Raw genomic sequence first — 23211 nt, 5'->3', positions numbered from 1 at the left:
CGCCGTCGGGTGACCGCTGGGCGTCCGGTCGCCGCCTGCCACGCCCCGGTGGCCGGCTCGCGTCCGCTCGCTCACGCGTTGTCACCTCGTTGCAAATTGTCGCGCTGGGGCCGCACGCGCCGGTCAGATCGCCGCTCCGGCAGGCCGTGGCTGCGGATGGAGGGTAACGGCGTGGGCTCGCTCACCGCCACTGTGCTGCCGCCCACCGGCGCAAACGTTATCCCATTGGTTTCGGACATTTGGTCCTATAAGCGAATCTGGACTCCGACCTTACCGCACTCAAGGATCACCTGGCTGCGGCGGGATCGCCCACGTCGCTCAGGGGTGCTCCATGACGAGGACGGCGAACGTACCGGGAGCGAGCGCCTCGTAACGGTGCGGGGCGTCGCCGGGGAACGTGGCGTAGTCGCCGGGTTCGAGTTCGACAGGTGCCGCCTCGGGCCCCACCCGCAGCCGGCCGGCGGCGACCACCACGTGCTCGATACTGCGCGGGGTGTGTCCGGGCCCGGCCCGCACCGCGCCGGGTTCGAGCCTGATCAGGTAGACATCCCGGCGCAGGTGCGCCGCACCGGCGCTGAGCAGCGTTCCGCTGAAGTCGGCCTGCTCCGAGCGGACGTCCGGCCCGTCCCCGGCCCGGATGACCCGTACGCCGTCGTCGACGGGCTCCACCAGCCGGCTGAACGGCACACCGAGGGCGACGCCCAGCGCCCAGAGTGTCTCCACACTCGGGTTTCCGGTGCCCGACTCCAGTTGGGAGAGGGTGGACTTGGCCACCCCCGCTCGGCGGGCCAGCTCGGTCAGCGAGATGCCGACCCGTTCCCGCTCCCGGCGCAGGGCGGCGGCGATGGTGGCCAGGGGGGCAGCCGGTTCCGAAGGCATGCCTTCGCTCCATTGGTCACATGTTCGGTCTGTCGAACAACGACCCGTTCAGCATGAAGAACGCACGACAAGATCCGCGCAGTTACGGCGAAACTGCTGCCTCGCAGATATCTGAGGCAGCAGTTTCGCTGATGGTGCGCAGATCTTGGAGGTGTGGGACAGCCCGCCTTCGGGTCAGACCTTGTCGCCCAGCTTGACCTGGGGCGCCGGAGCGCGCATCCGGCGGAAGGTGATCGACCGCATGACCGCGTAGAGGAAGAGCGAGCCCATCCGCTGGTCGGTCTTCGGGAAGCGCTCCCGGACCAACTTGCTGATCTTGCGGCAGATCAGCACCGAGTCGACGACCACACCCAGCGCCAGCGCTCCCCAGAGCACGTTGGAGATCAGCCGGACCACCGGCGGCATGGCCGCGTTCGACCCGACCAGCACGATCAGCGCGCCGCCGAAGAACCAGGTGCCGACGGTACGCCGGGAGTCGACCACGTTGCGGGCCAGCAGCCGCTCCGGGCCACGGTCGCGGGGGCCACCCTCGCGGCGGAACTCCGACGCCGCCTCGGCGCGCAGTTGCCGGCGGCGCTCCCGCTCCTCCTCCTTGGTGAGGGGACGCGTGGGGCCGGCCGGCCGACGGCCGACGGTCGGCCGCTTGGGCGTCTCCCGACCCTTGGCCGGGGTGTAACCCCGGGAGCGCTCAGCGGTCTCCTCGGGGGTCACCGAGGTGACGGCCTCGTCGACGAGGTCGGTGGACTTGCGGCGAAAGAGCGACGGCACGCGGCAAGGGTAGCCAACGGTCCGCGCCCGGTGCACATCGCGGTACAGCGACCGACGGCTCCAGGTCGCAGCGCGACCTGGAGCCGTCGTAGCCGAACGAAGGGTGAGCGACGTTACGGACGCTCGGCGTGCGCGCCCAGGTCGGCGAGCTTCGCCTCGAAGTCCTCGTAGCCCCGGTTGATCAGGTCCACGCCGTACACCCGGGAGGTGCCCTCGGCCGCGAGCGCCGCGATCAGGTGGCTGAACCCGGCCCGCAGGTCCGGGATGACCAGGTCGGCGGCGTGCAGCTTGCTCGGCCCGGCGATCACGGCGGAGTGCTTGAAGTTGCGCCGGCCGAAGCGGCACGGCGTGCCGCCGAGGCAGTCCCGGTAGACCTGGATGTTGGCGCCCATCGAGTTGAGCGCCTCGGTGTAGCCCAACCGCTGCTCGTAGACCGTCTCGTGGACGATCGACAGGCCGCGCGCCTGGGTCAGCGCCACGACCAGCGGTTGCTGCCAGTCGGTCATGAAGCCGGGGTGCACGTCGGTCTCCAGCGCCACCGCGTTCAGCTCGCCACCCGGGTGCCAGAAGCGGATGCCGCCCTCCTGACCCGGGTCGCCCAGCTTCGGCGCGCGGGCGTCGGTGACCTCGTACTCGCCGCCGACCGAGCGGAAGATGTTCAGGAAGGTCATCATGTCGGCCTGCTGAGCGCCCAGCACCTCGACGTGACCGCGGGTGGCCAGGGCGGCGGCCGCCCAGCTCGCCGCCTCGATCCGGTCCGGGATCGGCCGGTGGGTGTAGCCGTGCAGCTTGGGCACGCCCTGAATCTCGATCACCCGGTCGGTGTGGACCTTGATGATCGCGCCCATCTTCTGCAGGATGCAGATCAGGTCGATGATCTCCGGCTCCACCGCGGCGTTACGCAGCTCGGTGACGCCCTCGGCCATCACGGCGGTCAGCAGCACCTGCTCGGTGGCGCCGACGCTCGGGTACGGCAGGGCGAACTTGGTGCCGTGCAGCCCGTTCGGCGCGGAGAGGTGCAACCCCTCGGGCCGCTTCTCGACAGTCGCGCCGAACTCGCGCAGCGCCTGGAGGTGGAAGTCGATCGGACGCGGGCCGATGTGGCAGCCGCCCAGATCCGGGATGAACGCGTGCCCGAGGCGGTGCAGCAGCGGACCGCAGAACAGGATCGGGATCCGGCTGGAACCGGCGTGCACGTTGATCTGGTCGGTGCTGGCGCTCTCCACGTTCGCCGGGTCGAAGACGAGCTCGCCGTCCTCGGTGCCGTCGGTGACCTTGACGCCGTGCAGGCCGAGCAGACCTCGCACCACCTCGACATCGCGGATCTTCGGCACGTCGAACAGCCGGCTCGGGCTGTCGCCGAGCAACGCGGCGACCATCGCCTTCGAAACGAGGTTCTTCGCGCCGCGCACGCGGATCCGCCCTTCGAGCGGAGTACCTCCGTGCACAACCAGGACGTCGTCGGTCAACGCAACCTCCAGCGCGTCGGTGCTGCTGTGTTGATGGTGGGGTGCCTGAACGTCGTCGCTACCCCGAATGCGGCCACATCGAAACGGCTCGCGTGTGTCGTCGCTTGGGCAGCATAGCCCTCGGTGACGAAAAAGGACTCGGTCACATCGGCGTGTGTGGCATTAATCGGTGATCCGGCACTTTTGCGTACCAAGAGCGCTACGGATCGTGATCAGGACACCGTCGGCGGCGGGGTGTCCGCGCCGGGCAACGCGAGCATCTGATCAAGCGCCACCCGGGCGTGGTGAGCGGTGTCGGCGTCCACCGTGATCTGGTTGACCACCCGGCCCGCGACCAGCTCCTCCAGGGCCCAGACCAGGTGCGGCAGATCGATCCGGTTCATCGTCGAGCAGTAGCAGACGGCCTTGTCCAGGAACATGATCTGCTTGTCCGGGTGCGCCAGCGCGAGCCGGCGGACCAGGTTGAGCTCGGTGCCGAGCGCCCACGCCGAGCCGGCCGGAGCCGCCTCGATGGTCTTGATGATGTATTCGGTGGACCCGACGTAGTCGGAGGCTGTGACCACCTCGTGCCGGCACTCCGGGTGGACCAGGACGTTGACCCCGGGCACCCGCTCCCGTACGTCGTTGACGCTCTCCAGGGTGAACCGGCCGTGCACCGAGCAGTGCCCCCGCCACAGGATCATCTTGGCGTCGCGCAGCTGCTCCGGGGTGAGCCCGCCACCGGGCTTGTGCGGGTCGTAGAGCACGCAGTCGTCCAGCGACAGGCCCATCTCCAGCACAGCGGTGTTACGGCCCAGGTGCTGATCCGGCAGGAAGAGCACCTTCGACCCCTGCTCGAAGGCCCAGTCCAGGGCGCGCTTGGCGTTGGAGGAGGTGCAGACCACGCCGCCGTTGCGGCCCACGAAACCCTTGATGTCGGCCGAGGAGTTCATGTACGTCACCGGGACCGTGTCGCCGGCGATGCCCAGCTCGGTCAGCGTGTCCCACGCGGCCTCGACCTGGCCCAGCACGGCCATGTCGGCCATCGAGCAACCCGCCGCGAGGTCCGGCAGGATCACCCGCTGGGTGCTCGTGGTGAGGATGTCCGCGCTCTCGGCCATGAAGTGCACGCCGCAGAAGACGATGTACTCCGCGTCCGGGCGGGCCGCGGCCTCCCGGGCCAGCTTGAACGAGTCGCCCGTCACATCGGCGAACTGGATCACCTCGTCGCGCTGGTAGTGGTGCCCCAGCACGAAGACCTTGCTGCCCAGCTTCGCCTTCGCGGCGGTGGCACGGGCCACCAGATCCGGATCGCTGGGCGCCGGCAGGTCGCCCGGACACTCGACACCGCGCTCGGTATCGGGGTCGCTGCCCCGGCCGAGCAGCAGCAGAGCCGTCGCCGTGTTGGAGGGTTCCACCCAGGTCGAAGTCACGTAGCCATGGTCCCACAGCGCGAGCGCGACGCAGCCTCGCTCGGTGTGGGCTGCCACACTGCTCGGCATGCGCGTGCTGCTCTGCCCGGACAAGTTCGCCGGCACCCTGTCCGCACCGGAGGTGGCCGCCGCCGTCGCCGCCGGTTGGCGCACCGTCACCGACGGAGACGATCTGCTGATCCGACCGCTCGCCGACGGCGGACCGGGCTTCGTGGAGGTGCTCGCCGAGGCCCTCGGTGGCCGGCGGGTACCGGTGTCGACGGTCGATCCGCTGGGCCGGCCGGCGGCCGGTGAGATCCTGCTCACCGCCGACGGCTCGACCGCCTACCTGGAGAGCGCGCAGGCGTGCGGGCTGCACCTGCTCTCCCCGGCCGAGCGCGACCCGAAGACCACCACCTCGTACGGGCTGGGTCTGTTGGTGGCCGCCGCCGTGGAGAGCGGTGCCCGCACCGTGGTGATCGGGCTGGGTGGCTCCGCCACCAACGATGCCGGAGCGGGAATGCTCGCCGCGCTGGGCGTGACCCCCCTCGACCAGGGCGGCGCCGCTCTGCCGTACGGCGGGGCGGCGCTCGCCGCCGTCGACGCGCTGGACGGCGCGCCCCGGCTGCGTGGCGTCCGGCTGGTCGCGGCCACCGACGTGGACAACCCCCTGCTCGGCCTGCACGGCGCCAGCAACGTGTTCGGCCCGCAGAAGGGCGCCGACCGCGCCGACGTGTTACTGCTCGACGCGGCCCTGGAGCGTTTCGCGGCGGTGCTGGAAGAGGAGCTGGCCGGCTGCCCGGCGGGGCTCGGCGCGCTGCCCGGGGGCGGGGCCGCCGGCGGCATCGGCGCGGCGCTCCTCGCCCTGGGCGGCGACTGCGAGTCGGGGATCGGCCTGGTCACCCGGGCCACCCGTCTCGACGCCGCGCTGGACACCGCCGACCTGGTGATCACCGGCGAGGGGTCGTTCGACCACCAGTCGCTGCGTGGCAAGGTCGTCGCCGGGGTGGCCGGCGCCGCCCGCGACCGGGGAGTGCCCTGCGTGGTGGTGGCCGGGCAGGTGAGCACCGGCCGGCGGGAGGCTGCCTCGGCCGGGGTGACCGACGCGTACAGCCTGGTGGAGCACTTCGGCGGCGAGGAGACCGGCGGGCTCGACGCGGCGCTGAGCCGGCCCGCCGAGGGGCTGCGCGAGCTGGGGGCCCGGCTGGCCCGGCAGTGGAGCCGCTGAGCGTTCCGGCCGCCCGTGCGCCCGCCTCGACCGGGGCCGACCTGCGGCGGGGGTCACGCCACGCGGGTGGGCCCGGCCAAGGCGGCGTACGATCGGTTGAGGACCACAACCGGGAATCACTGGACGACGCGCGACGTTGGCCAGTGCGTCCGGACCCAAACCGCGCAGGGAGACTTCCACGTGACCACACCAGCGCAGACCGAGTCGACCGAGGCCAAGGCCCCTACTTCCGTCGTCCTCACCGACGTCGCGGCGCAGAAGGTCAAGGCCCTGATCGAGCAGGAGGGCCGCGACGACCTGCGGCTCCGCGTCGCCGTGCAGCCGGGCGGCTGCTCCGGCCTGCGGTACCAGCTCTTCTTCGACGAGCGTTCGCTCGACGGTGACGTCGTGACCGACTTCGGTGGTGTCGAGGTCGTCGTCGACCGGATGAGCGCCCCGTACCTTTCCGGCGCGACGATCGACTTCGCCGACCGGATCGACGCCCAGGGCTTCACCATCGACAACCCCAACGCGGGCAGCTCCTGCGCCTGCGGTGACTCGTTCAACTGAGTCACACCACACGTCAGCGACGATGGGGCCGTTCTTCGGGACGGCCCCATCGCCGTACCGGTCGGCTGTCGCACCGGTCCGGGAGCGGGCCGTGGCGGGCTGGTTGCCGGTGACCATCGCGTTGCCGTCCCGGTAGGCTGACCGCGCCCTGCTCCCGACCCTGAGGGTTGACATGAAGATCGCCGTCACCGGCTCGATCGCCACCGATCACCTGATGAGTTTCCCCGGTCGCTTCGCCGACCAGCTCATCGCCGATCAACTGCACAAGGTGTCCCTCTCCTTCCTGGTGGACGACCTGGTGCTCCGCCGCGGCGGCGTGGCGGCGAACATCTCCTTCGGGATGGGTCAGCTCGGGCTGCGCCCGGTGCTGCTCGGCGCGGTCGGCGCCGACTTCGCCGACTACCGCTCCTGGCTGGAGCGCCACGGTGTGGACTGCGACTCGGTGCACATCAGCGAGGTGGCGCACACCGCCCGCTTCGTCTGCACCACCGACACCGACATGTGCCAGATCGCGTCGTTCTACGCAGGTGCGATGAGCGAGGCCCGCAACATCGAGCTGGCCCCGGTCGCCGACCGGCTCGGCGGTCTGGACCTGGTGCTGGTCGGCGCGAACGACCCCGAGGCGATGCTGCGCCACTCGGCCGAGTGCCGCACCCGCGGGTACGCCTTCGCCGCCGACCCGTCCCAGCAGCTCGCCCGGATGCCCGGCGAGGACGTGGTGGCGCTGATCGAAGGCGCCGAGTACCTGATGACCAACGACTACGAGAAGTCGCTGCTGCAGAGCAAGGCGCAGCTCAGCGACGACCAACTGCTGGACCTGGTCAAGGTGCGGGTCACCACGCTGGGCAAGCACGGTGTGGAGATCGCCGGGCGCGGCATCGACCCGATCCACGTACCGATCGCGCGGGAGATCCGGGCGGTCGACCCGACCGGCGTCGGCGACGGCTTCCGGGCCGGCTTCTTCACCGCGCTCTCCTGGGGCCTGGGCCTGGAACGCGCCGCCCAGGTCGGCTCGCTGCTGGCCACGCTGGTCCTGGAGACCGTCGGCACCCAGGAGTACGACGTCCGCCGTGACCTGTTCGTCAAGCGCCTCGCCGAGTCCTACGGCGACGCTGCGGCAGAAGAGGTCCGCCCCCACCTCCTCCCGGCCTAGCCGCCCCGCCCTCGCCCCTCGCTCCTCGCCCCGGCCCCCGGCCCTCGGCCCCGCGATCTTGCACTTTCTGTTGCCGTTTCGCGGCTTCGGTGCGCGTTTGTCCGTGCAGAAACTGCAAGATCGCGAGGGTGAGGTAGGGCGGGGTGTAGGGACGAAGCCTCAGCCCGCGCTGCCCCGCCTCTACCCGCGTCGATCATGGAGTTGCGGTGGCTGGATAGTCGCCTCATGGGGCTTTTGTTCACCACCACAACTCCATGATCGACGCCGGGTGCCGGGTGCCGGGTGCGGGGTGCGGGGTGCCGGGTGTGGGGGTGTGGGGGAGCGGGGTAGGGGTGCGGCGGAGGGTGGGGTTACTGGGTTCGGCGGATGTCGTAGGCGGGGCCGTCCGGGCCGGTGACCGAGCCGAGGAACTCCTGGCCGCGCATCCGGCACCAGGCGGGGATGTCGACAGCCGCTGCCGGGTCGTCGGCCAGTACGCGGACCACAGTGCCGACCGGCACCTCGGGCATCCGTCGCGCCGCAGCGATCACCGGCAGCGGGCAGCGTTGCCCCCGGCAGTCGATCACCTCGTCGGGCGGTGTCACAGCCCCACCACCCCGGCCTCGGCGCGCAGCCCGGCGACGATCCCCGGCAGCTCGGTAAGGAACCGCTCCACGTCCGCCTCGGTCGTCTCCCGGTGCAGGCTGACCCGCACGTTGCCGTGCGAGAGCACTCCCATCGCCTCCAACACGTGCGACGGACGCAACGTGGACGAGGTGCAGGACGAACCGGACGACACGGCGAAGCCCCGCCGGTCCAGGGCGTGCAGCAAGGCCTCCCCGTCCACGTACAGGCAGGAGAAGGTGACCAGGTGCGGGAGCCGGAGCACCGGATCGCCGACCACCTCCACGTCGGGCACCTCCGCCGCGACCCGCTCCCGGACCCGCTCCACCAGGGCCGTCAACCGGGTCGCCTCGGCCGCCGCCTCGGCCGCCGCCGCCCGCAGGCTCGCCGCCGCCGCCACGACCGCCGGCAGATTCACCACCCCGGGGGTACGTCCGCTCTCCCGCTCGTCGGCCGGCCAGGGTGACTCCCAGCGAGTGCCCTTGCGGACCGCCAGCACCCCCACGCCGGGTGGGCCACCCCACTTGTGTGCGCTCGCCGTGAGCACCGACCAGCCGGTCGGCAGAGGCACCCGGCCCACCGACTGTGCCGCGTCCACGTACAGCGGCACACCCACGTCGGCGCAGGCCGCCGCCGCCTCGGCGACCGGCTGCACCGTCCCCACCTCGTGACTGGCGCTGATCAACACGGCCAGCGCGACCCCAGGGGCCCGAACGGCGGTCGACCACGCGGTCAGGTCCAGCCGGCCCAACCGGTCGACCGGCACCGCGGCGGCCGTCCCGCCAGCGCCGACGTGCCGTTCCGCAGCGTGCAGCACTGCCGAGTGCTCGATCGCCGAGTGCACCAGCGTCGACCCGACCCGGCGTCGCCCCGCCAGGCCGCCGAGGACCGCGCCGTGGGCCGCGGTCGTACCGCTGGGGGTGAAGGAGACCTCATCGGCGCGGACGCCGAGCGTCACCGCGGTGGCCTCGCGGGCGGCGTCGAGCAGTTGCCGGGCCCGGCGGGCCTGCGTATACAGCTTGCCCGGATCGGCCCAGCCGTCGTCGAGCGCGGCCAGCAGAGCCTGCCGCGCGACCGGATGCATCGGCGCGGCGGTCGCCGCGTCCAGGTAGACCGGGGATGCGCTCACAGACCCGCCTTCGTTCGCGACTGTGGGGCTCGCGACCCCGGCTCGCTCCTCGCGCTCACAGACCTGCCTTTGTTCGCGACTGTGGGGCTCGCGACCCCGGCTCGCTCCTCGCGCTCACAGACCCGCCTTCGTTCGCGGCTGCGGGGCTCGCAACCCCGGCTCACTCCTCGCGCTCACAGACCCGCCTTCGTTCGCGGCTGCGGGGCTCGCAACCCCGGCTCACTCCTCGCGCTCACAGACCAAGACGCTATCGCGGCGGTATGCCTAGGATCCCCCCGATGGGGGTCGGACAGTGACCCCACCACGGCCGAGTCCGTCATGGTCGAGTAATCTGCGACCGTCGGTGACGCCTTTGCCGCGGGTGCTGAGGAAAGACGCACCGCGGCGCGCTAGGGAGGCAGGACCAGGTGGTCGCAAGGAGTTCGGAGGTACGGCCGTCGGCCGTACGGCACAGCGCTTCCCCAGGGGTTGGTGGACGCCGGGGGCGTGGTGCTGGTCGCCTGGCCGGGCTCGGTCTCGGTGGCGTGGCGTTGCTGGTTCTGCTCACGGGCTGTGACGTCGGTCAGACGTTCCACGGCTTCGGCTGGCCGCAGGGCGGCATCTCGCCGGAGTCCAAGCGGATGTACGACCTGTGGATCGCCTCCTGCATCGCCGCGCTCGCGGTCGGCGTCTTCGTGTGGGGCCTGATCTTCTGGTGCGTCGTGCGCTACCGCAAGCGTGGCAACGCGCTGCCGGTGCAGACCCGTTACAACATGCCGATGGAGTTCCTCTACACCATCGCGCCGATCCTGATCGTCTCCGTGCTCTTCTACTACACGGCGATCGTGCAGACCGACGTCGACAAGTTGTCGAAGAACCCGGACGTCACGGTCGAGGTCGTCGCGTTCAAGTGGAACTGGCAGTTCAACTACCGGGACGGCCAGGGCACGGAAGCCCGCACCACCGCGTCGACGCTCGGCACCAGCGAGGTCATCCCGGTGCTTGTGCTGCCGACCAACCGGTCCATCCGGTTCGAGGAGACCAGCCGCGACGTCATCCACTCGTTCTGGGTGCCGGAGCTGCTCTTCAAGCGGGACGTCATGCCGGGCAAGATCCGCAACGTGTTCGAGGTCTCGAGCCTGGACGCCGAGGGCGCCTACGTCGGGCGCTGCGCCGAACTGTGCGGCAGCTACCACGCGTTCATGAACTTCGAGCTGCGGGTTGTCTCGCCGGAGAAGTACGACCAGTTCCTCGCGGCCAAGCAGAGCGGCAAGTCCACCCAGGATGCGCTGTCGGCGATCGGTGAGCAGCCGTACGCGACGACCACGCAGCCGTTTGACACGCGGCGGACGCAGGACAACTTCAACCCGGACGACGTTCCGGCCCGCACGGGAAGCTGAGGCAGCCGCATGAAGACCGAGTGGCGTATCTTCCTGATCATCGCCGGGTTCCTCTTCGGCGCCACGATCCTCTACGGTGCCTGGACGAACGGTGCGTCGGGCGGCATCGAGTGGGTCGGCACCGTCGCCCTGCTGCTGTCGTTCCTGCTCTGCTCGATGTGCGGTGGCTTCTTCTGGTTCGTCTCCCGCCGCATCGACCTGCGCCCGGAGGACCGTCCGGACGCCGAGATCGCCGACGGCGCCGGTGAGGTCGGCTTCTTCAGCCCGGGCAGCTACTGGCCGTTCGGTCTGGCGCTGGCCGCCGCGATCGCCGCGCTCGGCTTGGTGTTCTGGCAGTACTGGCTGATCGGTGCCGGCCTGCTGGCCGTCGTCTTCTCCGCCTGTGGGCTCCTGTTCGAGTACTACAGCGGCACCCGGCGTACCGCCGAGCACTGACCCACCCGGTCGCCGTCGCGACCGACCCGCACGACGAAGGCCCGTTCCCCGAGTGGGGGAGCGGGCCTTCGGTCATGCGCCACCCCGCCCGGGGTGGGCCTGCGGTGCTGCGCTCGGGCGGTGCCTGCGGTCAGGCGGCGCGGCGGTGGACGGGCTGGCGGCGGCGGGCTGCCAACCGGGTGACCGGGACGGCGAACGCGCTGACCACCACGGCGGCGCCGCAGCCGGTGCAGATCAGCTCGGGACAGTCGGTGCCGTGGCCGTCGACGCAGGGCGGCGGCTCGAACGGCGCCACGCCCTCACAGACGTCGCAGTAGAGATCGCGGTGCGACACGGGCGTCTCCTCTCACGTCAGGCGAACCGCCCCCGGATGCGACAGTGACACACCGACGGCAGCAGAAAACTACTCAGCTGTAGTTTCCCAGACGGGTCCGACAAATCTCCGCGCACCGTCGTCCGCTCGCCAGCATCCGCGCGTGATCCACACGACTTCGATGAAGTCGGGGCATTGGAGCGGCCCTGACACCACGGATTCGAGGAATCCGAGTTGATCACGCCCAAGGCTCCGCCTGCGGACGGCGACGCCGGGTCCGGTGGTGCTGAGGTCAGACGGCGGCGTTGGCGGTGGCGATCCAGCGGTCCAGGGTGGCGGCGGCCGCGCCGGAGTCGATCGACTCGGCGGCACGGGCCAGGCCGGCGCCCAACGCCTCGGTCAGGTCGCCGTCCAGCGGGCCCTGGGTGGCCAGCGCCGCCGCCGCGTTGACCAGCACCGCGTCCCGGACCGGGCCCTTCTCGCCGGCCAGCAGGCGACGAGCCACACCCGCGTTGTACGCGGCGTCACCGCCGCGCAGGTCCGCCAGGGTGGACCGGGGTACCCCCAGGTCCGTCGCGTCCAGCACGACCTCGCGTACGGTGCCGCCCTGGGCCGCCCAGATCCGGGTGGGGGCGGCAGTGGTGAACTCGTCCAGCCCGTCCTCGCCGCGCATCACGATCGCCGAGTCGCCACGGGCCGCGAACACGCTGGCCATGACCGGGGCCATCCGCAGGTCGAAGCAACCCACCGCGCCGGCCCGGGGGCGGGCCGGGTTGGTCAGCGGGCCGAGGAAGTTGAAGAAGGTGGGCACGCCCACCTCGCGGCGGACCGGGCCGGCGTGCCGCATCCCGGGGTGGAAGCGGGCAGCGAAGCAGAACCCGATGCCGGCCTCCTCGACACAGCGGGCGACCTGCTCCGGGCCGAGATCCAGCGGGATGCCGAGGAATTCCAGCAGGTCGGCGGTGCCGCACAGGGAGGAGGCGGCCCGGTTGCCGTGCTTTACGACACGGACGCCCGTGCCGGCGACCACCAGCGCCGTCATCGTGGAGATGTTCACCGTGTGGGCGAGGTCACCGCCGGTGCCGACCACGTCGAGCGCGGTGCGGCGCAGCTCCTCGGGGAGCGCCACCGGGACCGCGCGACCGAGCATCGCCTCCACCAGGCCGGCCAGCTCGGCGGGCGTCTCACCCTTGGCCCGCAGCGCTACGGCGAAGGCGGCGATCTGCGCCGCGCTCGCCGAGCCGGTCATGATCTCGTCCATCGCCCAGGCGGTGTCGGCGGTGGAGAGTTCGTCACCGCGCAGCAGCGCGTTGAGCAGGTGCGGCCAGGTCCGATCGCCCATGGCGGGCCTCCCGAGCATGCGAAGTGCGGGTGGGCTGGAACCGGCGCCGACGAGATCCGGCGCCGTGGGGGTGCCGGAGGAGCGGGGGACGTCAGGCGGGTGCGTGCGTCCGCAGCAGCTCGGCCACCGTGCCGCCGGTGGTCACCGGGTCGAGCGGGTGCACCAGCGTCGCGTCGACCTCGGCGTACGCGGCGAGCCATCGGTCGGCGGCGCGGGCGATCACCAGGCAGGTCGGGGGAGCGTCGTCCCGGTCGTCCTTGACCTGCCGGGCGATGCCGATGCCGCCGCCCGGGCTCGCCTCACCGTCGAGCAGCAGCAGGTCGATCTCGTAGTCGTCGACCAGTCGGATGGTCTCCGCGTAGGTCGACGCCTCGACGAACTCGATCTGCAGACCGGGAGCGGGCCGGGTGCCGACGGCCATCCGCATCCGATCACGGACCTGCGGGTCGTCGCTGTAGAGCAACACGGTGCAAAGACGATCGGTCATGCCGGAACTCCCACCTCGTAGCTGCCCGCAGATCGTACCGGTCGGCGTGACGTAGCCGACATCCCGCCCGACGTCGCGCGTCGGGGCGTGCCGTCCGGGCAGCTCAGGCGGGCGCGGCGTCGGCTGCGCGTTCGCGGGCCTCCTGGCGGTCCAGCTCGCGGTCCACCCGCCGGGCCTCCCGCTCGGACTGCTTGACCCACTGCACCACCAGCACCGCGAGCATGGTCACACTGACGAATTCGCCACCGGCCCAGAGGATGCCGCCGGCGACCACCTGGTCCTGCCACGGGTCGGACCAACCGAGGTTGAGCGACGGGTACCAGTCGCCGCCGAAGAGCGTGCTGCTCTGCATGATGGTGAGGCCGAGCACTGTGTGGAACGGCACGGAGAGCAGCATCAGCAGCGCACGCGCCGGGTACGGCCAGCGGCCGGGCAGCGGGTCGAGGCCGAGCAGCGGCCAGAAGAACACGCAGCCGGTCATGATGAAGTGCGCGTGCACCAGCTCGTGCGCCCAGGCGTGTTCGAGGGTGTAGCGGTACAGGTCACTGAAGTACAGCACGAACGGGTTGACCACGAAGATGGCGAACGCCACCAGCGGGAAGCTGTAGACCCGGGCGACACGGCTGTGCACGATCGCGAGCAGGCGCTTGCGCGGCCCGACCGGCAGGGTGCGCAGGGCCAGGGTCATCGGCGCGCCCAGGGCCAGGAAGATCGGCGCCACCATGGACAGCACCATGTGCTGGATCATGTGCACGGACAGCAGCGCGGTGTCGTACGCGTGCAGTCCGCTGACCGTGACGAGCGCGATGCCGCCCAGGCCGGGGCCGAGGAAGAACACGGTACGGGTGATCGGCCAGCGGTCGCCGCGTAGGCGCAGCCGGTACACCCCGTAGAGGTACAGGCCGGCGGCGAGCACCAGGCCGAGGGCCAGCCAGCTGTCCAGCCGGGTCTCGGTCAGCACCGCGCCGACGGTGAACGGCGGCGGGGCCGAGGTGGCGGCGAAGATCGGATCGACGTGCAGCACGCTTTTCAGGCTAGGCCAGGCGAACCGGACCCTGACGCTCGGGCCACGGAAGGCGCAGGTTTGCCACCCCGCTGATCGGCGGCCCCGGTCAGGGGCAATAATGACGGCGTGACTGCGGCCCCAGCCATTGACAAGAGCCGGATCCACTCTCTGACGCGACCAAACATGGTCAGCGTCGGGACGATCGTGTGGCTCTCCAGTGAACTCATGTTCTTCGCGGCGTTGTTCGCGATGTACTTCTCCATCCGCGCGGCTGCGCCGGAGCAATGGGAGAAGCACACCGAAGCGCTGAACATCCCGTACGCGACCACCTTCACGGTGATCCTGGTGCTGTCCTCGGTGACGTGCCAGCTCGGCGTCTTCGCGGCGGAAAAGGGTGACGTGCACGCGCTGCGGCGCTGGTTCACCGTCACCTTCGTGATGGGCCTGATCTTCGTCCTCGGCCAGCTGAACGAGTACCGGCACCTGGTCGCCGACGGCATCAAGATCAACGGAGACGGGTACGGGTCGGTGTTCTACCTGACCACCGGCTTCCACGGCCTGCACGTGACCGGCGGTCTGATCGCCTTCATCATCTTCATGGTCCGTACGACCATGGGCCGGTTCACTCCGGCGCAGGCGACCTCGGCGATCGTCGTGTCGTACTACTGGCACTTCGTCGACGTCGTGTGGATCGGGCTGTACGCCATGATCTACTGGCTCCAGTGATCTTGCGCGTCACATTCCGCGCTGCTGCTCCGTCCCCTGAGACAGGTCCAACCGGTTAAGGACACCGCTCATGACTTCTGACAACGACCGCCGACGCGGTCTGCTCGCGCGGTTGCGCGAGCGGCCCGCCGCGCGCAGCAGGGGCCGCCGCCGGCTGGGCGCCGCGGTCCGGCTGATCGCCGCGTTGATGCTCGCCGGTGGCGCGTACACCGTCTTCGCTCCGGGCGCCCAGGCGCAGGACAACCCGCAGCTGACCGGCGCCGCCGCCGAGGGCAAGGCGCTGTTCGACGTGAGCTGCGTGACCTGCCACGGCCGCAACGCCCAGGGCGTCGAGGGCCGCGGGCCGAGCCTGATCGGCGTGGGCGCGGCATCGGTCGAGTTCCAGGTCAGCTCCGGGCGGATGCCGCTGGCCCGCCAGGAGGCCCAGGCGCACCGCAAGCCCCCGGTCTTCACTGACGAGCAGACCCGTCAGCTGGCCCAGTACATCCAGGAGCTTGGCGGCGGCCCGGTCGTGCCCGAGGGTGACGACCTCCGCGAGGACGGCAACATCGCCGCCGGCGGTGAGCTGTTCCGGATCAACTGCTCGCAGTGCCACGCCTTCGGTGGCGGCGGTGGTGCGCTCTCCTCGGGCAAGTTCGCCCCGAGCCTGCACCCCGCGACCGACCGCCAGATCTACGCGGCGATGTTGAGCGGCCCGCAGAACATGCCGGTGTTCGGCGACAACCAGCTCCGGCCGGAGCAGAAGGCCGACATCATCGCCTACATCCAGGAGACGCTGAAGCACGACCAGGACCCGGGTGGGTTCAACCTCGGACGGTACGGCCCGTCCACCGAGGGTTTGGCGATCTTCCTGATCGGCATCGTCGCGCTCGTCTTCGCCAGCCTGTGGATCGCGGGTAAGTCGTGATCGAGCAGGCCATCCGATTCAGTGCTGTGGTGCCGCTCGGCGCCACCCGTAGCGAGGTGACGGCATGAGCACCCACCCCGAGCACCAGGCCTCACAGGGCCCGGAGCCGCTCGACGTGAACGACCCCAGGCTCACCCGGTTCGACATCGTTCGTGAGGGCGCTCGTCGGGACGACATCGAGATCGTCCACTACGAGCCGCAGGTGCTGCCGGGCACCAAGGCGGAGCGTCGGCTGACCCGGGTGGTCGCCGGCTTCTTCCTGATCACCGGCCTGGCCGCGACCGCCTTCCTGGCCATCTACATCTGGTGGCCGTGGCAGTACGAGGCGGGACGGGGCGGCGACAAGTTCTACACCCCCCTGCTCGGCTTCACCCTCGGCGTAGCCCTGCTCGCCGTCGGCTTCGGCATCCTGACCTGGGGCAAGAAGTTGCTGCCCAAGGAGGTCTCGATCCAGGACCGGCACGAGGGCCAGGTGGACTCCGAAGGCCGCACCATCACCGGCCAGACCATGCTCTACATGGCGGACGAGCTGGGCGTGAAGCGTCGGCCCCTGCTCGGCATCTCGCTGCTGGCCGGTCTCGCGCCGGTCGCCGCGGTCGCCGCGGCGCCGCTGGTCGGCGGCCTGATCTCGCAGCCGCACAAGAACAACCAGATGTTCACCACCGGGTTCGCCACGGCCGAGGGCGGCGAGCGGATCCGCCTGGTCCGCGAGGACGGCCGTCCGGTCCGTCCGGCGGACGTCAGCACCGGTGGGCAGATCACCGTCTTCCCCGGCATCGACCACGGTGTGAGCAACAAGCACGCCGACTCGCCGACGCTGTTGATCCACCTCCGCGACTCGGACGCACAGGAGTCGCGCCGGGCCAACGAGAAGATCGGCCACGGCGACTACATGTGGGGCAACTACGCGGCGTTCTCCAAGATCTGCACGCACGCGGGATGCCCGGCCAGCCTGTACGAGCAGCAGACGAACCGGCTGCTCTGCCCGTGCCACCAGTCCCAGTTCCTGATCACCGACAACGCCCGGCCAGTCTTCGGCCCCGCCAGCCGGCGGCTGCCGCAGCTGCCGATCGAGGTGGACTCCGAGGGCTTCTTCGTGGCGAAGTCCGACTTCACCGAGACCGTCGGGCCTGATTTCTGGGAGCGGCCATGAAGCGTCGAAAGTTTGACCTTGCGGCGACGCCGGGCAAGGCAGCGGTGGGAGTGGACGACCGCTTCGCGGTGGCCACCCCGCTGCGCAAGCTGCTGAACAAGGTCTTCCCGGACCACTGGTCCTTCCTGCTCGGCGAGATCGCGCTGTTCTCGTTCGTCGTGCTGCTGCTGACCGGTGTGTTCCTCACCTTCTTCTTCGAGCCGGCGATGACCGAGGTGGTCTACGACGGCAGCTATGCGCCGTTGCAGGGCACCCCGATGTCCGCCGCGTACGCCTCCAGCCTGGACATCTCGTTCGATGTCCGGGGCGGTCTGGTGATGCGGCAGATGCACCACTGGTCGGCGCTGCTGTTCATGGCCGCGATCGTCGTGCACATGCTGCGGGTCTTCTTCACCGGCGCCTTCCGCAAGCCGCGCGAGACCAACTGGATCATCGGTTCGCTGCTGTTCTGGGTGGGCTTCCTGGCCGGCTTCAGCGGCTACTCGCTGCCGGACGACGGCCTGTCCGGCACCGGTCTGCGGATCGCCTCGGCGATCATGCTGTCCATCCCGGTCGTCGGCTCCTGGGTCACCTCGTCGATCTTCGGCGGCGAGTTCCCCGGCACGATCATCATCAGCCGGTTCTTCATCGCCCACGTGCTGCTCATCCCGGGTCTGCTGGTCGCGCTGATCAGCGTCCACCTGGGTCTGGTCTTCAAGCAGAAGCACACCCAGTGGCCCGGCCCCGGCCGGACCAACAACAACGTGGTCGGCGAGCGGATGTTCCCGCGGTACGCGCTGAAGCAGGGCGGCTTCTTCATGGTCGTCTTCGGCGTCATCGCGCTGATGGGCGGTCTGTTCCAGATCAACCCGATCTGGTTGTTCGGCCCGTACGAGGCGTGGGTGGTCTCGGCCGCCAGCCAGCCCGACTGGTACGTCATGTTCCTCGACGGGTCGACCCGACTCATGCCGGCCTGGGAAATCAACATCCCGCTCGGCGACGGGTACGTCATCCCGCCGCTGTTCTGGCCGACTGTCGTGCTGCCCGGCATCCTGGTGGGCCTGTCGACGATGTACCCGTTCCTCGAAGCCCGGCACCTCAAGGACCGCAAGAGCCACAACCTGCTCCAGCGTCCCCGGGACGTTCCGGCCCGGACCGCCGTCGGCGCCATGGCCGTCTCGTTCTACATCGTGCTGACGCTCTCCGGCGCCAACGACGTGATCGCCGACAAGTTCCAGATCAGCTTGAACGCGATGACCTGGGCGGGCCGCATCGGCCTGCTGGTGGTCCCGCCGCTGGCGTACTACGTCACCTACCGGCTCTGCCTGGGTCTGCAGCAGCACGACCGGGAGGTGCTCGCGCACGGCGTGGAGACCGGCATCATCCGGCGCCTGCCGGACGGCCGGTTCGTCGAGGTGCACCAGCCGCTCAGCGCGTCCAACGGGCACGCGGACGGTCACGGCCAACTCGACTACGTCGGCTGGGTCGTACCCAAGAAGATGAACCGTCTGGGGGCTCTCGGCCCGGCCATCCGGGGCTTCTTCTACCCGATCGAGAGGCCGGTCGAGGCACCGGTCTCGCCGGGGCACCCGCCGGTCGAGGCCCGACCCGAGCGCGAGGAGATCGGCAGCGGCGAGAGCCGCCGCTGACCGCCCAGTCACACCGTTGAGGGGCGCCCGCCGGATTCCGGCGGGCGCCCCAACGTATCCACCCCTCCCGACCCATCCGGCCAGGAGTCGGACGGCTCTGACGGGACCGGTCGACGCCGCGCGACGGGCGATCGCAGGAATAACCCCGGTGAGCCGGGTATGCGTGCGGTCCAACGTCTCAAGGGGGGGAAGCATGTTGGGTATCAAACGCCTCGGCCTGTTGGCCGCGCTGGTACTTGTCGGTGTCGCGCCGGCCGCGGCCGCGCAGGCCGCGGCACAGCCGTCAACGCAGGACACCCAGTACCTGCAGGCGGTACACCAGGTCAACCTGTTCGAGATCACCGCTGGTGACCTGGCTCAGCAGAAGGGTCACGACCAGGGGGTCAAGGACCTGGGCGCGATGCTGAAGACCGACCACACCCAGCTCGACCAGACGGTGCAGCAGACCGCGTCGCAGCTCGGGGTGGAACTGCCGAACGAGCCCAGCGCCGATCAGCAGGCGGTCATCGACAAGCTGAACAACGCCAGCGGCGCGGAGTTCGACCGGCTCTGGGTGACCAGTGAGCTGGCCGGTCACGTCCAGGCCATCCAGGCCACCCAGACGGAGATCTCGCAGGGCTCCGAGCAGTCGGTAGTCCAGTTGGCGCAGACGGCGCTTCCGACGCTGCAGACGCACTACGACGAGTTGGTGGCGCTCGCCAACAAGCTGGGCATCCCGGTTCCGCAGACCAGCGCCAGCGGTACGCCCAGCCCGGGTGGCACCGGCACCGAGTCGCCGGCTCCGGGTGGCACTGTCACCGAGTCGCCGGCTCCGGGCGGCACCGGCACCGAGTCGCCGGCTCCGGGCGGTGGCAGCACCGAGGTACCGGCTCCCAGCGAGAGCTGACGTAGCCACAAGCAGACGGCCGGCCCACCCTCGCGGTGGGCCGGCCGCCCTGTGCGCGCCACGCGCCGCCCTGCTGCCGGCACCGGCCCCGAAACGGCGAGCGGGTCAGTCGGCGCTGGCCAGACCGATCGCGAACGCCTCCTCCAGGTCGTGCTGGGAGTACGCCCGGAAGGCGATGTGGGACTCGGTGTTGAGCACCCCCGGGACCTTGGAGATGCTGCCCGCGATGACCTGGGCGATCTGGTCGAACTCGCGGACCCGGACGATGGCGATGAGGTCGACGTGCCCGGCCACCGAGTAGACCTCGCTGACACCGGGAAGGTTGGCCAGGTTCTCCGCCACCTCGGGGATCGCATCGGTGGCGCAGTCGATCAGCACGATCGCGGTGATCACGGGGCATTTCTCCGTTCGTCGGCGTCGTCGCCCATGCTAGATGTTCCGGTCCGGGACCGGAGGCGGGAGCATGTTCCGGTCCGGGACCGGAGGCGGGAGCCGTCGGTGCTCAGCCCTGGGAGGGGCAGGGCACGGTCAGGTTGCTGCCGGCCCGGATCACGTTTCGCAGCCGCTCGCCGGCCCGCACTGTCGCGCCCGGCCACACCACGGTGCGGGACACGTCACCGTCCACCCGCGCTCCCGCGCCGACGACCGACTCCACGCAGTGGCCGGTCACCGTCGCGGACTCCTCGACGAGAACGCCGCCGGCCGCGGCGTGCAGGTTGGCCGCCAGGTAGTCGGCCGGGGTGCCGGTGTCGAAGAAGGTGCCCGGGTAGGGCACCACGGTCAGGGCGCCCGCGGCCTCGGCCGGACGCCACACGGCGCGAACCAGGTCCGAGAAGACCACCGGCAGGTCCCGGACCAGCCGCCAGGGCAGCAGCGAGAAGCCGGTGAAGCAGTGCCCGGCGAAGGTGCCCGGCGCCGCCGGGTCCGCGGCGGGCTGGCCGAGCAGGCGTACGGTGTGCCCGTCCCAGCCGTCGAGCAGGGCGGCCACGTCCGGGCCCGGGGGAGCAGCCGGGTCGGCGAGGTACGCGTCGGCGTTGCCGACCAGCACCGGCCGCCCGTCGATCCAGTCCCGCAGGTTGGCCACCCCGCCGGCGGTGCCCAGCGGGTCGCCCGGCTCCACCGACAGGTGTGCGCGGTCGCCGACGTGCGCCACCACCTGGTCGCCGAGGTAGCAGGCGTTCACAGCGACCCGGTCGGCACCGGTCAGGCCCAGGCCGGCCAGCCGCGCCAACGCCCGATCCAGCAGAGGCACGTTGCCCACCGGGCAGAGCGCCTTGGGCAGCCGTTCGGTGAGCGGGCGCAGCCGCGTGCCCTCGCCGGCGGCCAGCACCACCGCGCACAGCTCGGCCGGCACACCGACCGCGCCGGTCACGGGGTCTCGTCGGGCACCGGCGGCGGGAACTGCCCGGCGAGTGGCCCGATGTCGTAGTAGGCGAGCAGCCGGGCCGTCGGCCAGGTCAGCTTGGGCAGGTCGTCCAGGGGGTGCCAGGCGGCCTCGAAGACCTCCCCGCCGTCGACGGTCAGCTGGGTGCTGGACGCCGGCACCTCGGCCTCGAAGACCATGTCCACCCAGCCCTTGGCGTGCACTATCGCGTTCGGCACCGCCGGGCGCAGCCGGGACGGTGGAAGCCGGACGCCGGACTCCTCGAACAGCTCACGGGCCGCGCCCACCACCGGGGCCTCACCCCGGTTGAGCAGGCCGGCGGGGAGTGACCAACCCTTGCCGGGAGGCTGGCGGAGCATGAGCAACCGACCCGCGCCCGTCGCCTCGGTGTCCCGGACCAGGGTCACCGCGCCGACGATGTACTTGGGCACCGCCAACCGGACCAGGCGCCGACGCACCGGCAACGGCAGCCGGTAGAAAGCCTGGTAGAAGAGGGCCCGAGCGGTGGCGCGGGAGCGGGGGATCATGACTCCAGGCTAGTGGTCACGAATGTCCTTCGTACGCGCTGGGGCCCGCCGGGTCACTGTCGATGGTCGACCAGGTCGATGAGCTGGCGGACCACGGTGTCCGGTTCGATCACCCGGTCGAAGACCGCGACCAACAGGGTTTCCAGGTCGGGGTAGCCCAACTCCTCGGAGAGGCGCAGTAATGGCAGGTCACTGGCGAGGCCCCGGTTGTGCTGGCGCAGGGCGAGCCCGATGGTGGCCCGACCGAGGCGCACCTTGTCGCTGATCGTGATGCCCGGCTCGGTGTGCTCGGCGAACCATCTGTTGATCTGCATCTGCGCGTGCGGCGACTTGACGAAGGTCAGCCACTCCCGCCGGGGACCGCGCGGCGCCACACCGGCCTCGAAGCCGTTGTCGCCGTCGTTCTCGGTGAAGATCTCCACGACGTCGCCCTCGTCCAGCTCCGAACTGAGCGGGGCCAGCCGACCGTTGATGCGTGTGGCGAGGCAGTGGTCGCCCCGGTCGTTGCCCAGCTCGTACGCGAGGTCGACAGGCGTGGCACCGGCCGGCAGCACGACCTGCCGCCCGTCGGCGAAGACCTGGATCTGCCCCTCGGCCAGGTCGCAGCGCAGCGACTCGTAGAACTGTGCCGGGTCGGCGGCGTCCGGCTCCCAGTCGAGCACCCGGCGCAGCCAGTCCAGCTGCTCGGCACGGGCCGCCGCGGTGTTGCTGCCGGAGTTGGGGAAACGGAAGTCGGCGGCGATGCCGTACTCGGCCGAGCGGTGCATCTCCTCGGTGCGGATCAGCACCTCCACGGTGCGGTCCTGGGGGCCGCAGACGCTGGTGTGCAGCGAACGGTAGAGGTTGTTCTTCGGCGAGGCGATGAAGTCCTTGAAGCGGCCGGGCACCGGTCGCCAGGTGCCGTGGATCGCGCCCAGCGCGGCGTAACAGTCGGTGGCCGGGCCGTCGACCACCACCACGATGCGGGGCAGGTCGTACGGGGCGGTGTGGCCGCCGGCGATGGTGTCCTTCCAGATCGAGTAGAGGTGCCGGGGACGGGGGCTCACCTCGGCGTCGACCCGGCTGCGGCGCAGCGCCACCCGGGCCCGGGTGACCACCGAGTCGAGGTACGAATCCCAACCCGGCCGATCGTGCACGTGCCGGGCCAGCCGGGCGTGCTCGTCGGGCTCGAGGTGCAGCAGCACCACGTCGTCCAGCTCGCGTTTGAGGGTCTGGATGCCCAGCCGGTCGCAGAGCGGGACCAGCACCTCCTGGGTCTTGCGGGCGATCCGTTCCCGCGATGACGCGGAGCGCACCCCGAGCGTCCGCATGTTGTGCAGCCGGTCGGCCAGTTTGATGATCAGCACCCGGACGTCCTTGGCGGCCGCGACGATCATCTTGCGGACCGTCTCCGCCTCGGCGGCCTTGCCGTAGAACGCCTTGTCGAACTTGGTCACCCCGTCGACCAGGTGGGCCACCTCGCCGCCGAAGTCCTCGGAGAGCGCCTGGAGGGTGTAGCGGGTGTCCTCCACGGTGTCGTGCAGCAGCGCCGCCACCAGGGTGGTGGTGTCCATCCCCAGCTCGGCGCAGATCTGCGCCACCGCGAGGGGATGGGTGATGTACGGTTCCCCGCTCTTGCGGAACTGCCCGCGGTGCATGTTCTCCGCGATCGTGTAGGCACGGCGCAGCACCGCGGGGTCGGTGCCGGCGTGGATGCCCCGGTGGGTGCGGACCAGTTGGGTGACCGGGTCCGAGTCGGTGGTCGGCCAGCTGAGCAGCGACCGCAGCCGGCGGGCGAGCGGCAGCTCACCCGGCTGTGTCGGCAGGGCGCCCCCCAGGGCGGCGCCGTGTCCGGCGTCGACGTCCACGAGGGACACCTCCTCACCCCGG

At 70.7% G+C, this 23211-nt stretch carries 24 protein-coding genes; 10 read left to right on the top strand and 14 right to left on the bottom strand.

Annotation, left to right across the window (positions count from 1 at the left end; genetic code table 11):
* Positions 1-318 precede the first annotated feature (318 nt).
* The 4 genes from ACFYPG_RS28280 to nadA form a co-directional block, all read right to left on the bottom strand.
* Positions 319-879 (bottom strand): XRE family transcriptional regulator, encoded by a 561-nt coding sequence (locus ACFYPG_RS28280; RefSeq protein WP_355007752.1) that lies wholly within the window; start codon positions 877-879, stop codon positions 319-321.
* 174 nt (positions 880-1053) lie between these two features.
* A complete protein-coding gene (locus tag ACFYPG_RS28275; RefSeq protein ID WP_355007751.1) occupies positions 1054-1647 on the bottom strand; it encodes a DUF3043 domain-containing protein in 594 nt (197 codons plus the stop codon).
* A 113-nt stretch (positions 1648-1760) separates the two neighbouring features.
* Complete coding sequence (gene murA, locus ACFYPG_RS28270) at positions 1761-3128, bottom strand: UDP-N-acetylglucosamine 1-carboxyvinyltransferase (RefSeq protein ID WP_247669761.1); 1368 nt, start codon at positions 3126-3128, stop codon at positions 1761-1763.
* Positions 3129-3328: 200 nt separating this feature from the next.
* Entirely contained in the window at positions 3329-4528 is a 1200-nt protein-coding gene (nadA, locus tag ACFYPG_RS28265; RefSeq protein WP_357202858.1) for a quinolinate synthase NadA, read from the bottom strand.
* A 67-nt stretch (positions 4529-4595) separates the two neighbouring features.
* Between nadA and ACFYPG_RS28260 the strand changes: the two genes are divergently transcribed.
* The 3 genes from ACFYPG_RS28260 to ACFYPG_RS28250 all read left to right on the top strand — a co-directional run bounded on the left by ACFYPG_RS28260 (position 4596) and on the right by ACFYPG_RS28250 (position 7437).
* On the top strand, positions 4596-5735 hold the full coding sequence (locus ACFYPG_RS28260; protein WP_387354421.1) for a glycerate kinase: 1140 nt from the start codon (positions 4596-4598) through the stop codon (positions 5733-5735).
* A gap of 180 nt (positions 5736-5915) precedes the next feature.
* Complete coding sequence (gene erpA, locus ACFYPG_RS28255; RefSeq protein WP_091407494.1) at positions 5916-6284, top strand: iron-sulfur cluster insertion protein ErpA; 369 nt, start codon at positions 5916-5918, stop codon at positions 6282-6284.
* A gap of 172 nt (positions 6285-6456) precedes the next feature.
* Positions 6457-7437 (top strand): carbohydrate kinase family protein, encoded by a 981-nt coding sequence (locus tag ACFYPG_RS28250; protein WP_355007749.1) that lies wholly within the window; start codon positions 6457-6459, stop codon positions 7435-7437.
* Between the two features lie 350 nt (positions 7438-7787).
* Here the strand turns inward: ACFYPG_RS28250 and ACFYPG_RS28245 are convergent, their stop codons facing one another.
* Positions 7788-8021, bottom strand: a complete 234-nt coding sequence (locus tag ACFYPG_RS28245) for a sulfurtransferase TusA family protein (protein WP_355007748.1) — start codon at positions 8019-8021, stop codon at positions 7788-7790.
* Complete coding sequence (locus tag ACFYPG_RS28240) at positions 8018-9169, bottom strand: cysteine desulfurase family protein (RefSeq protein ID WP_387354390.1); 1152 nt, start codon at positions 9167-9169, stop codon at positions 8018-8020. The genes ACFYPG_RS28245 and ACFYPG_RS28240 overlap by 4 nt, the downstream gene beginning before the upstream one ends.
* 407 nt (positions 9170-9576) lie before the next feature.
* On the opposite strand from ACFYPG_RS28240, the gene coxB reads away from it, so the two are divergent.
* Together coxB and ACFYPG_RS28230 are read left to right on the top strand one after the other, a co-directional pair.
* Complete coding sequence (gene coxB / locus ACFYPG_RS28235; protein ID WP_266304854.1) at positions 9577-10548, top strand: cytochrome c oxidase subunit II; 972 nt, start codon at positions 9577-9579, stop codon at positions 10546-10548.
* A gap of 9 nt (positions 10549-10557) precedes the next feature.
* Complete coding sequence (locus tag ACFYPG_RS28230) at positions 10558-10983, top strand: cytochrome c oxidase subunit 4 (RefSeq protein ID WP_355007746.1); 426 nt, start codon at positions 10558-10560, stop codon at positions 10981-10983.
* Positions 10984-11113: 130 nt separating this feature from the next.
* Here the strand turns inward: ACFYPG_RS28230 and ACFYPG_RS28225 are convergent, their stop codons facing one another.
* From ACFYPG_RS28225 to ACFYPG_RS28210, 4 genes are all read right to left on the bottom strand, one after another.
* Positions 11114-11317, bottom strand: a complete 204-nt coding sequence (locus tag ACFYPG_RS28225; protein WP_387354389.1) for a hypothetical protein — start codon at positions 11315-11317, stop codon at positions 11114-11116.
* Between the two features lie 271 nt (positions 11318-11588).
* Positions 11589-12638 carry an anthranilate phosphoribosyltransferase gene (trpD, locus tag ACFYPG_RS28220; RefSeq protein ID WP_387354388.1) on the bottom strand — a complete coding sequence of 350 codons (1050 nt, stop codon included), beginning with the start codon at positions 12636-12638 and terminating at the stop codon, positions 11589-11591.
* A 91-nt stretch (positions 12639-12729) separates the two neighbouring features.
* On the bottom strand, positions 12730-13125 hold the full coding sequence (locus ACFYPG_RS28215; protein WP_091407513.1) for a hypothetical protein: 396 nt from the start codon (positions 13123-13125) through the stop codon (positions 12730-12732).
* Between the two features lie 103 nt (positions 13126-13228).
* Positions 13229-14149 (bottom strand): cytochrome c oxidase assembly protein, encoded by a 921-nt coding sequence (locus ACFYPG_RS28210; protein ID WP_387354387.1) that lies wholly within the window; start codon positions 14147-14149, stop codon positions 13229-13231.
* Positions 14150-14257: 108 nt separating this feature from the next.
* Here ACFYPG_RS28210 and ACFYPG_RS28205 point away from each other — a divergent pair, with 108 nt between their 5' ends.
* From ACFYPG_RS28205 to ACFYPG_RS28185, 5 genes are all read left to right on the top strand, one after another.
* Positions 14258-14857: a heme-copper oxidase subunit III gene (locus ACFYPG_RS28205; protein ID WP_091408043.1), complete on the top strand. Its 600-nt coding sequence runs from the start codon at positions 14258-14260 to the stop codon at positions 14855-14857.
* Positions 14858-14927: 70 nt separating this feature from the next.
* Positions 14928-15764 carry a cytochrome c gene (locus ACFYPG_RS28200; protein WP_112671723.1) on the top strand — a complete coding sequence of 279 codons (837 nt, stop codon included), beginning with the start codon at positions 14928-14930 and terminating at the stop codon, positions 15762-15764.
* 64 nt (positions 15765-15828) lie between these two features.
* Positions 15829-16917 carry a ubiquinol-cytochrome c reductase iron-sulfur subunit gene (locus ACFYPG_RS28195; protein ID WP_387354386.1) on the top strand — a complete coding sequence of 363 codons (1089 nt, stop codon included), beginning with the start codon at positions 15829-15831 and terminating at the stop codon, positions 16915-16917.
* Positions 16914-18545 (top strand): cytochrome b N-terminal domain-containing protein, encoded by a 1632-nt coding sequence (locus ACFYPG_RS28190; RefSeq protein WP_387354385.1) that lies wholly within the window; start codon positions 16914-16916, stop codon positions 18543-18545. Before ACFYPG_RS28195 ends, ACFYPG_RS28190 begins: the two co-directional genes overlap by 4 nt.
* A 193-nt stretch (positions 18546-18738) precedes the next feature.
* Positions 18739-19431 carry a DUF4142 domain-containing protein gene (locus ACFYPG_RS28185; protein WP_357230635.1) on the top strand — a complete coding sequence of 231 codons (693 nt, stop codon included), beginning with the start codon at positions 18739-18741 and terminating at the stop codon, positions 19429-19431.
* Positions 19432-19536: 105 nt separating this feature from the next.
* Here the strand turns inward: ACFYPG_RS28185 and ACFYPG_RS28180 are convergent, their stop codons facing one another.
* The 4 genes from ACFYPG_RS28180 to ACFYPG_RS28165 form a co-directional block, all read right to left on the bottom strand.
* Positions 19537-19824, bottom strand: a complete 288-nt coding sequence (locus ACFYPG_RS28180) for an Lrp/AsnC family transcriptional regulator (RefSeq protein ID WP_074313163.1) — start codon at positions 19822-19824, stop codon at positions 19537-19539.
* A gap of 109 nt (positions 19825-19933) precedes the next feature.
* Positions 19934-20803, bottom strand: coding sequence for an NDP-sugar synthase (locus ACFYPG_RS28175; protein ID WP_387354384.1), 870 nt, complete (start codon positions 20801-20803; stop codon positions 19934-19936).
* The gene (locus ACFYPG_RS28170; RefSeq protein WP_355007737.1) at positions 20800-21342 is read right to left on the bottom strand and encodes an NUDIX domain-containing protein; all 543 of its coding nucleotides are present in this window, start codon (positions 21340-21342) and stop codon (positions 20800-20802) included. The genes ACFYPG_RS28175 and ACFYPG_RS28170 overlap by 4 nt, the downstream gene beginning before the upstream one ends.
* A gap of 53 nt (positions 21343-21395) precedes the next feature.
* The gene (locus tag ACFYPG_RS28165; protein ID WP_387354420.1) at positions 21396-23189 is read right to left on the bottom strand and encodes a RelA/SpoT family protein; all 1794 of its coding nucleotides are present in this window, start codon (positions 23187-23189) and stop codon (positions 21396-21398) included.
* Positions 23190-23211: the final 22 nt, after the last annotated feature.

It is taken from the genome of Micromonospora sp. NPDC005553 (genome assembly GCF_042871765.1).
Lineage (GTDB): Bacteria > Actinomycetota > Actinomycetes > Mycobacteriales > Micromonosporaceae > Micromonospora.
This window is presented reverse-complemented; position numbering and strand designations above follow the sequence as displayed.

Coding starts and splice junctions, on each gene's coding strand:
- ACFYPG_RS28170 (WP_355007737.1), bottom strand. CDS start 21,342: ATGATCCCCCGCTCCCGCGCCACCGCTCGGGCCCTCTTCTACCAGGCT.
- ACFYPG_RS28230 (WP_355007746.1), top strand. CDS start 10,558: ATGAAGACCGAGTGGCGTATCTTCCTGATCATCGCCGGGTTCCTCTTC.
- ACFYPG_RS28185 (WP_357230635.1), top strand. CDS start 18,739: ATGTTGGGTATCAAACGCCTCGGCCTGTTGGCCGCGCTGGTACTTGTC.
- ACFYPG_RS28195 (WP_387354386.1), top strand. CDS start 15,829: ATGAGCACCCACCCCGAGCACCAGGCCTCACAGGGCCCGGAGCCGCTC.
- trpD (WP_387354388.1), bottom strand. CDS start 12,638: ATGGGCGATCGGACCTGGCCGCACCTGCTCAACGCGCTGCTGCGCGGT.
- ACFYPG_RS28215 (WP_091407513.1), bottom strand. CDS start 13,125: ATGACCGATCGTCTTTGCACCGTGTTGCTCTACAGCGACGACCCGCAG.
- ACFYPG_RS28250 (WP_355007749.1), top strand. CDS start 6,457: ATGAAGATCGCCGTCACCGGCTCGATCGCCACCGATCACCTGATGAGT.
- ACFYPG_RS28260 (WP_387354421.1), top strand. CDS start 4,596: ATGCGCGTGCTGCTCTGCCCGGACAAGTTCGCCGGCACCCTGTCCGCA.
- ACFYPG_RS28200 (WP_112671723.1), top strand. CDS start 14,928: ATGACTTCTGACAACGACCGCCGACGCGGTCTGCTCGCGCGGTTGCGC.
- ACFYPG_RS28280 (WP_355007752.1), bottom strand. CDS start 879: ATGCCTTCGGAACCGGCTGCCCCCCTGGCCACCATCGCCGCCGCCCTG.
- ACFYPG_RS28190 (WP_387354385.1), top strand. CDS start 16,914: ATGAAGCGTCGAAAGTTTGACCTTGCGGCGACGCCGGGCAAGGCAGCG.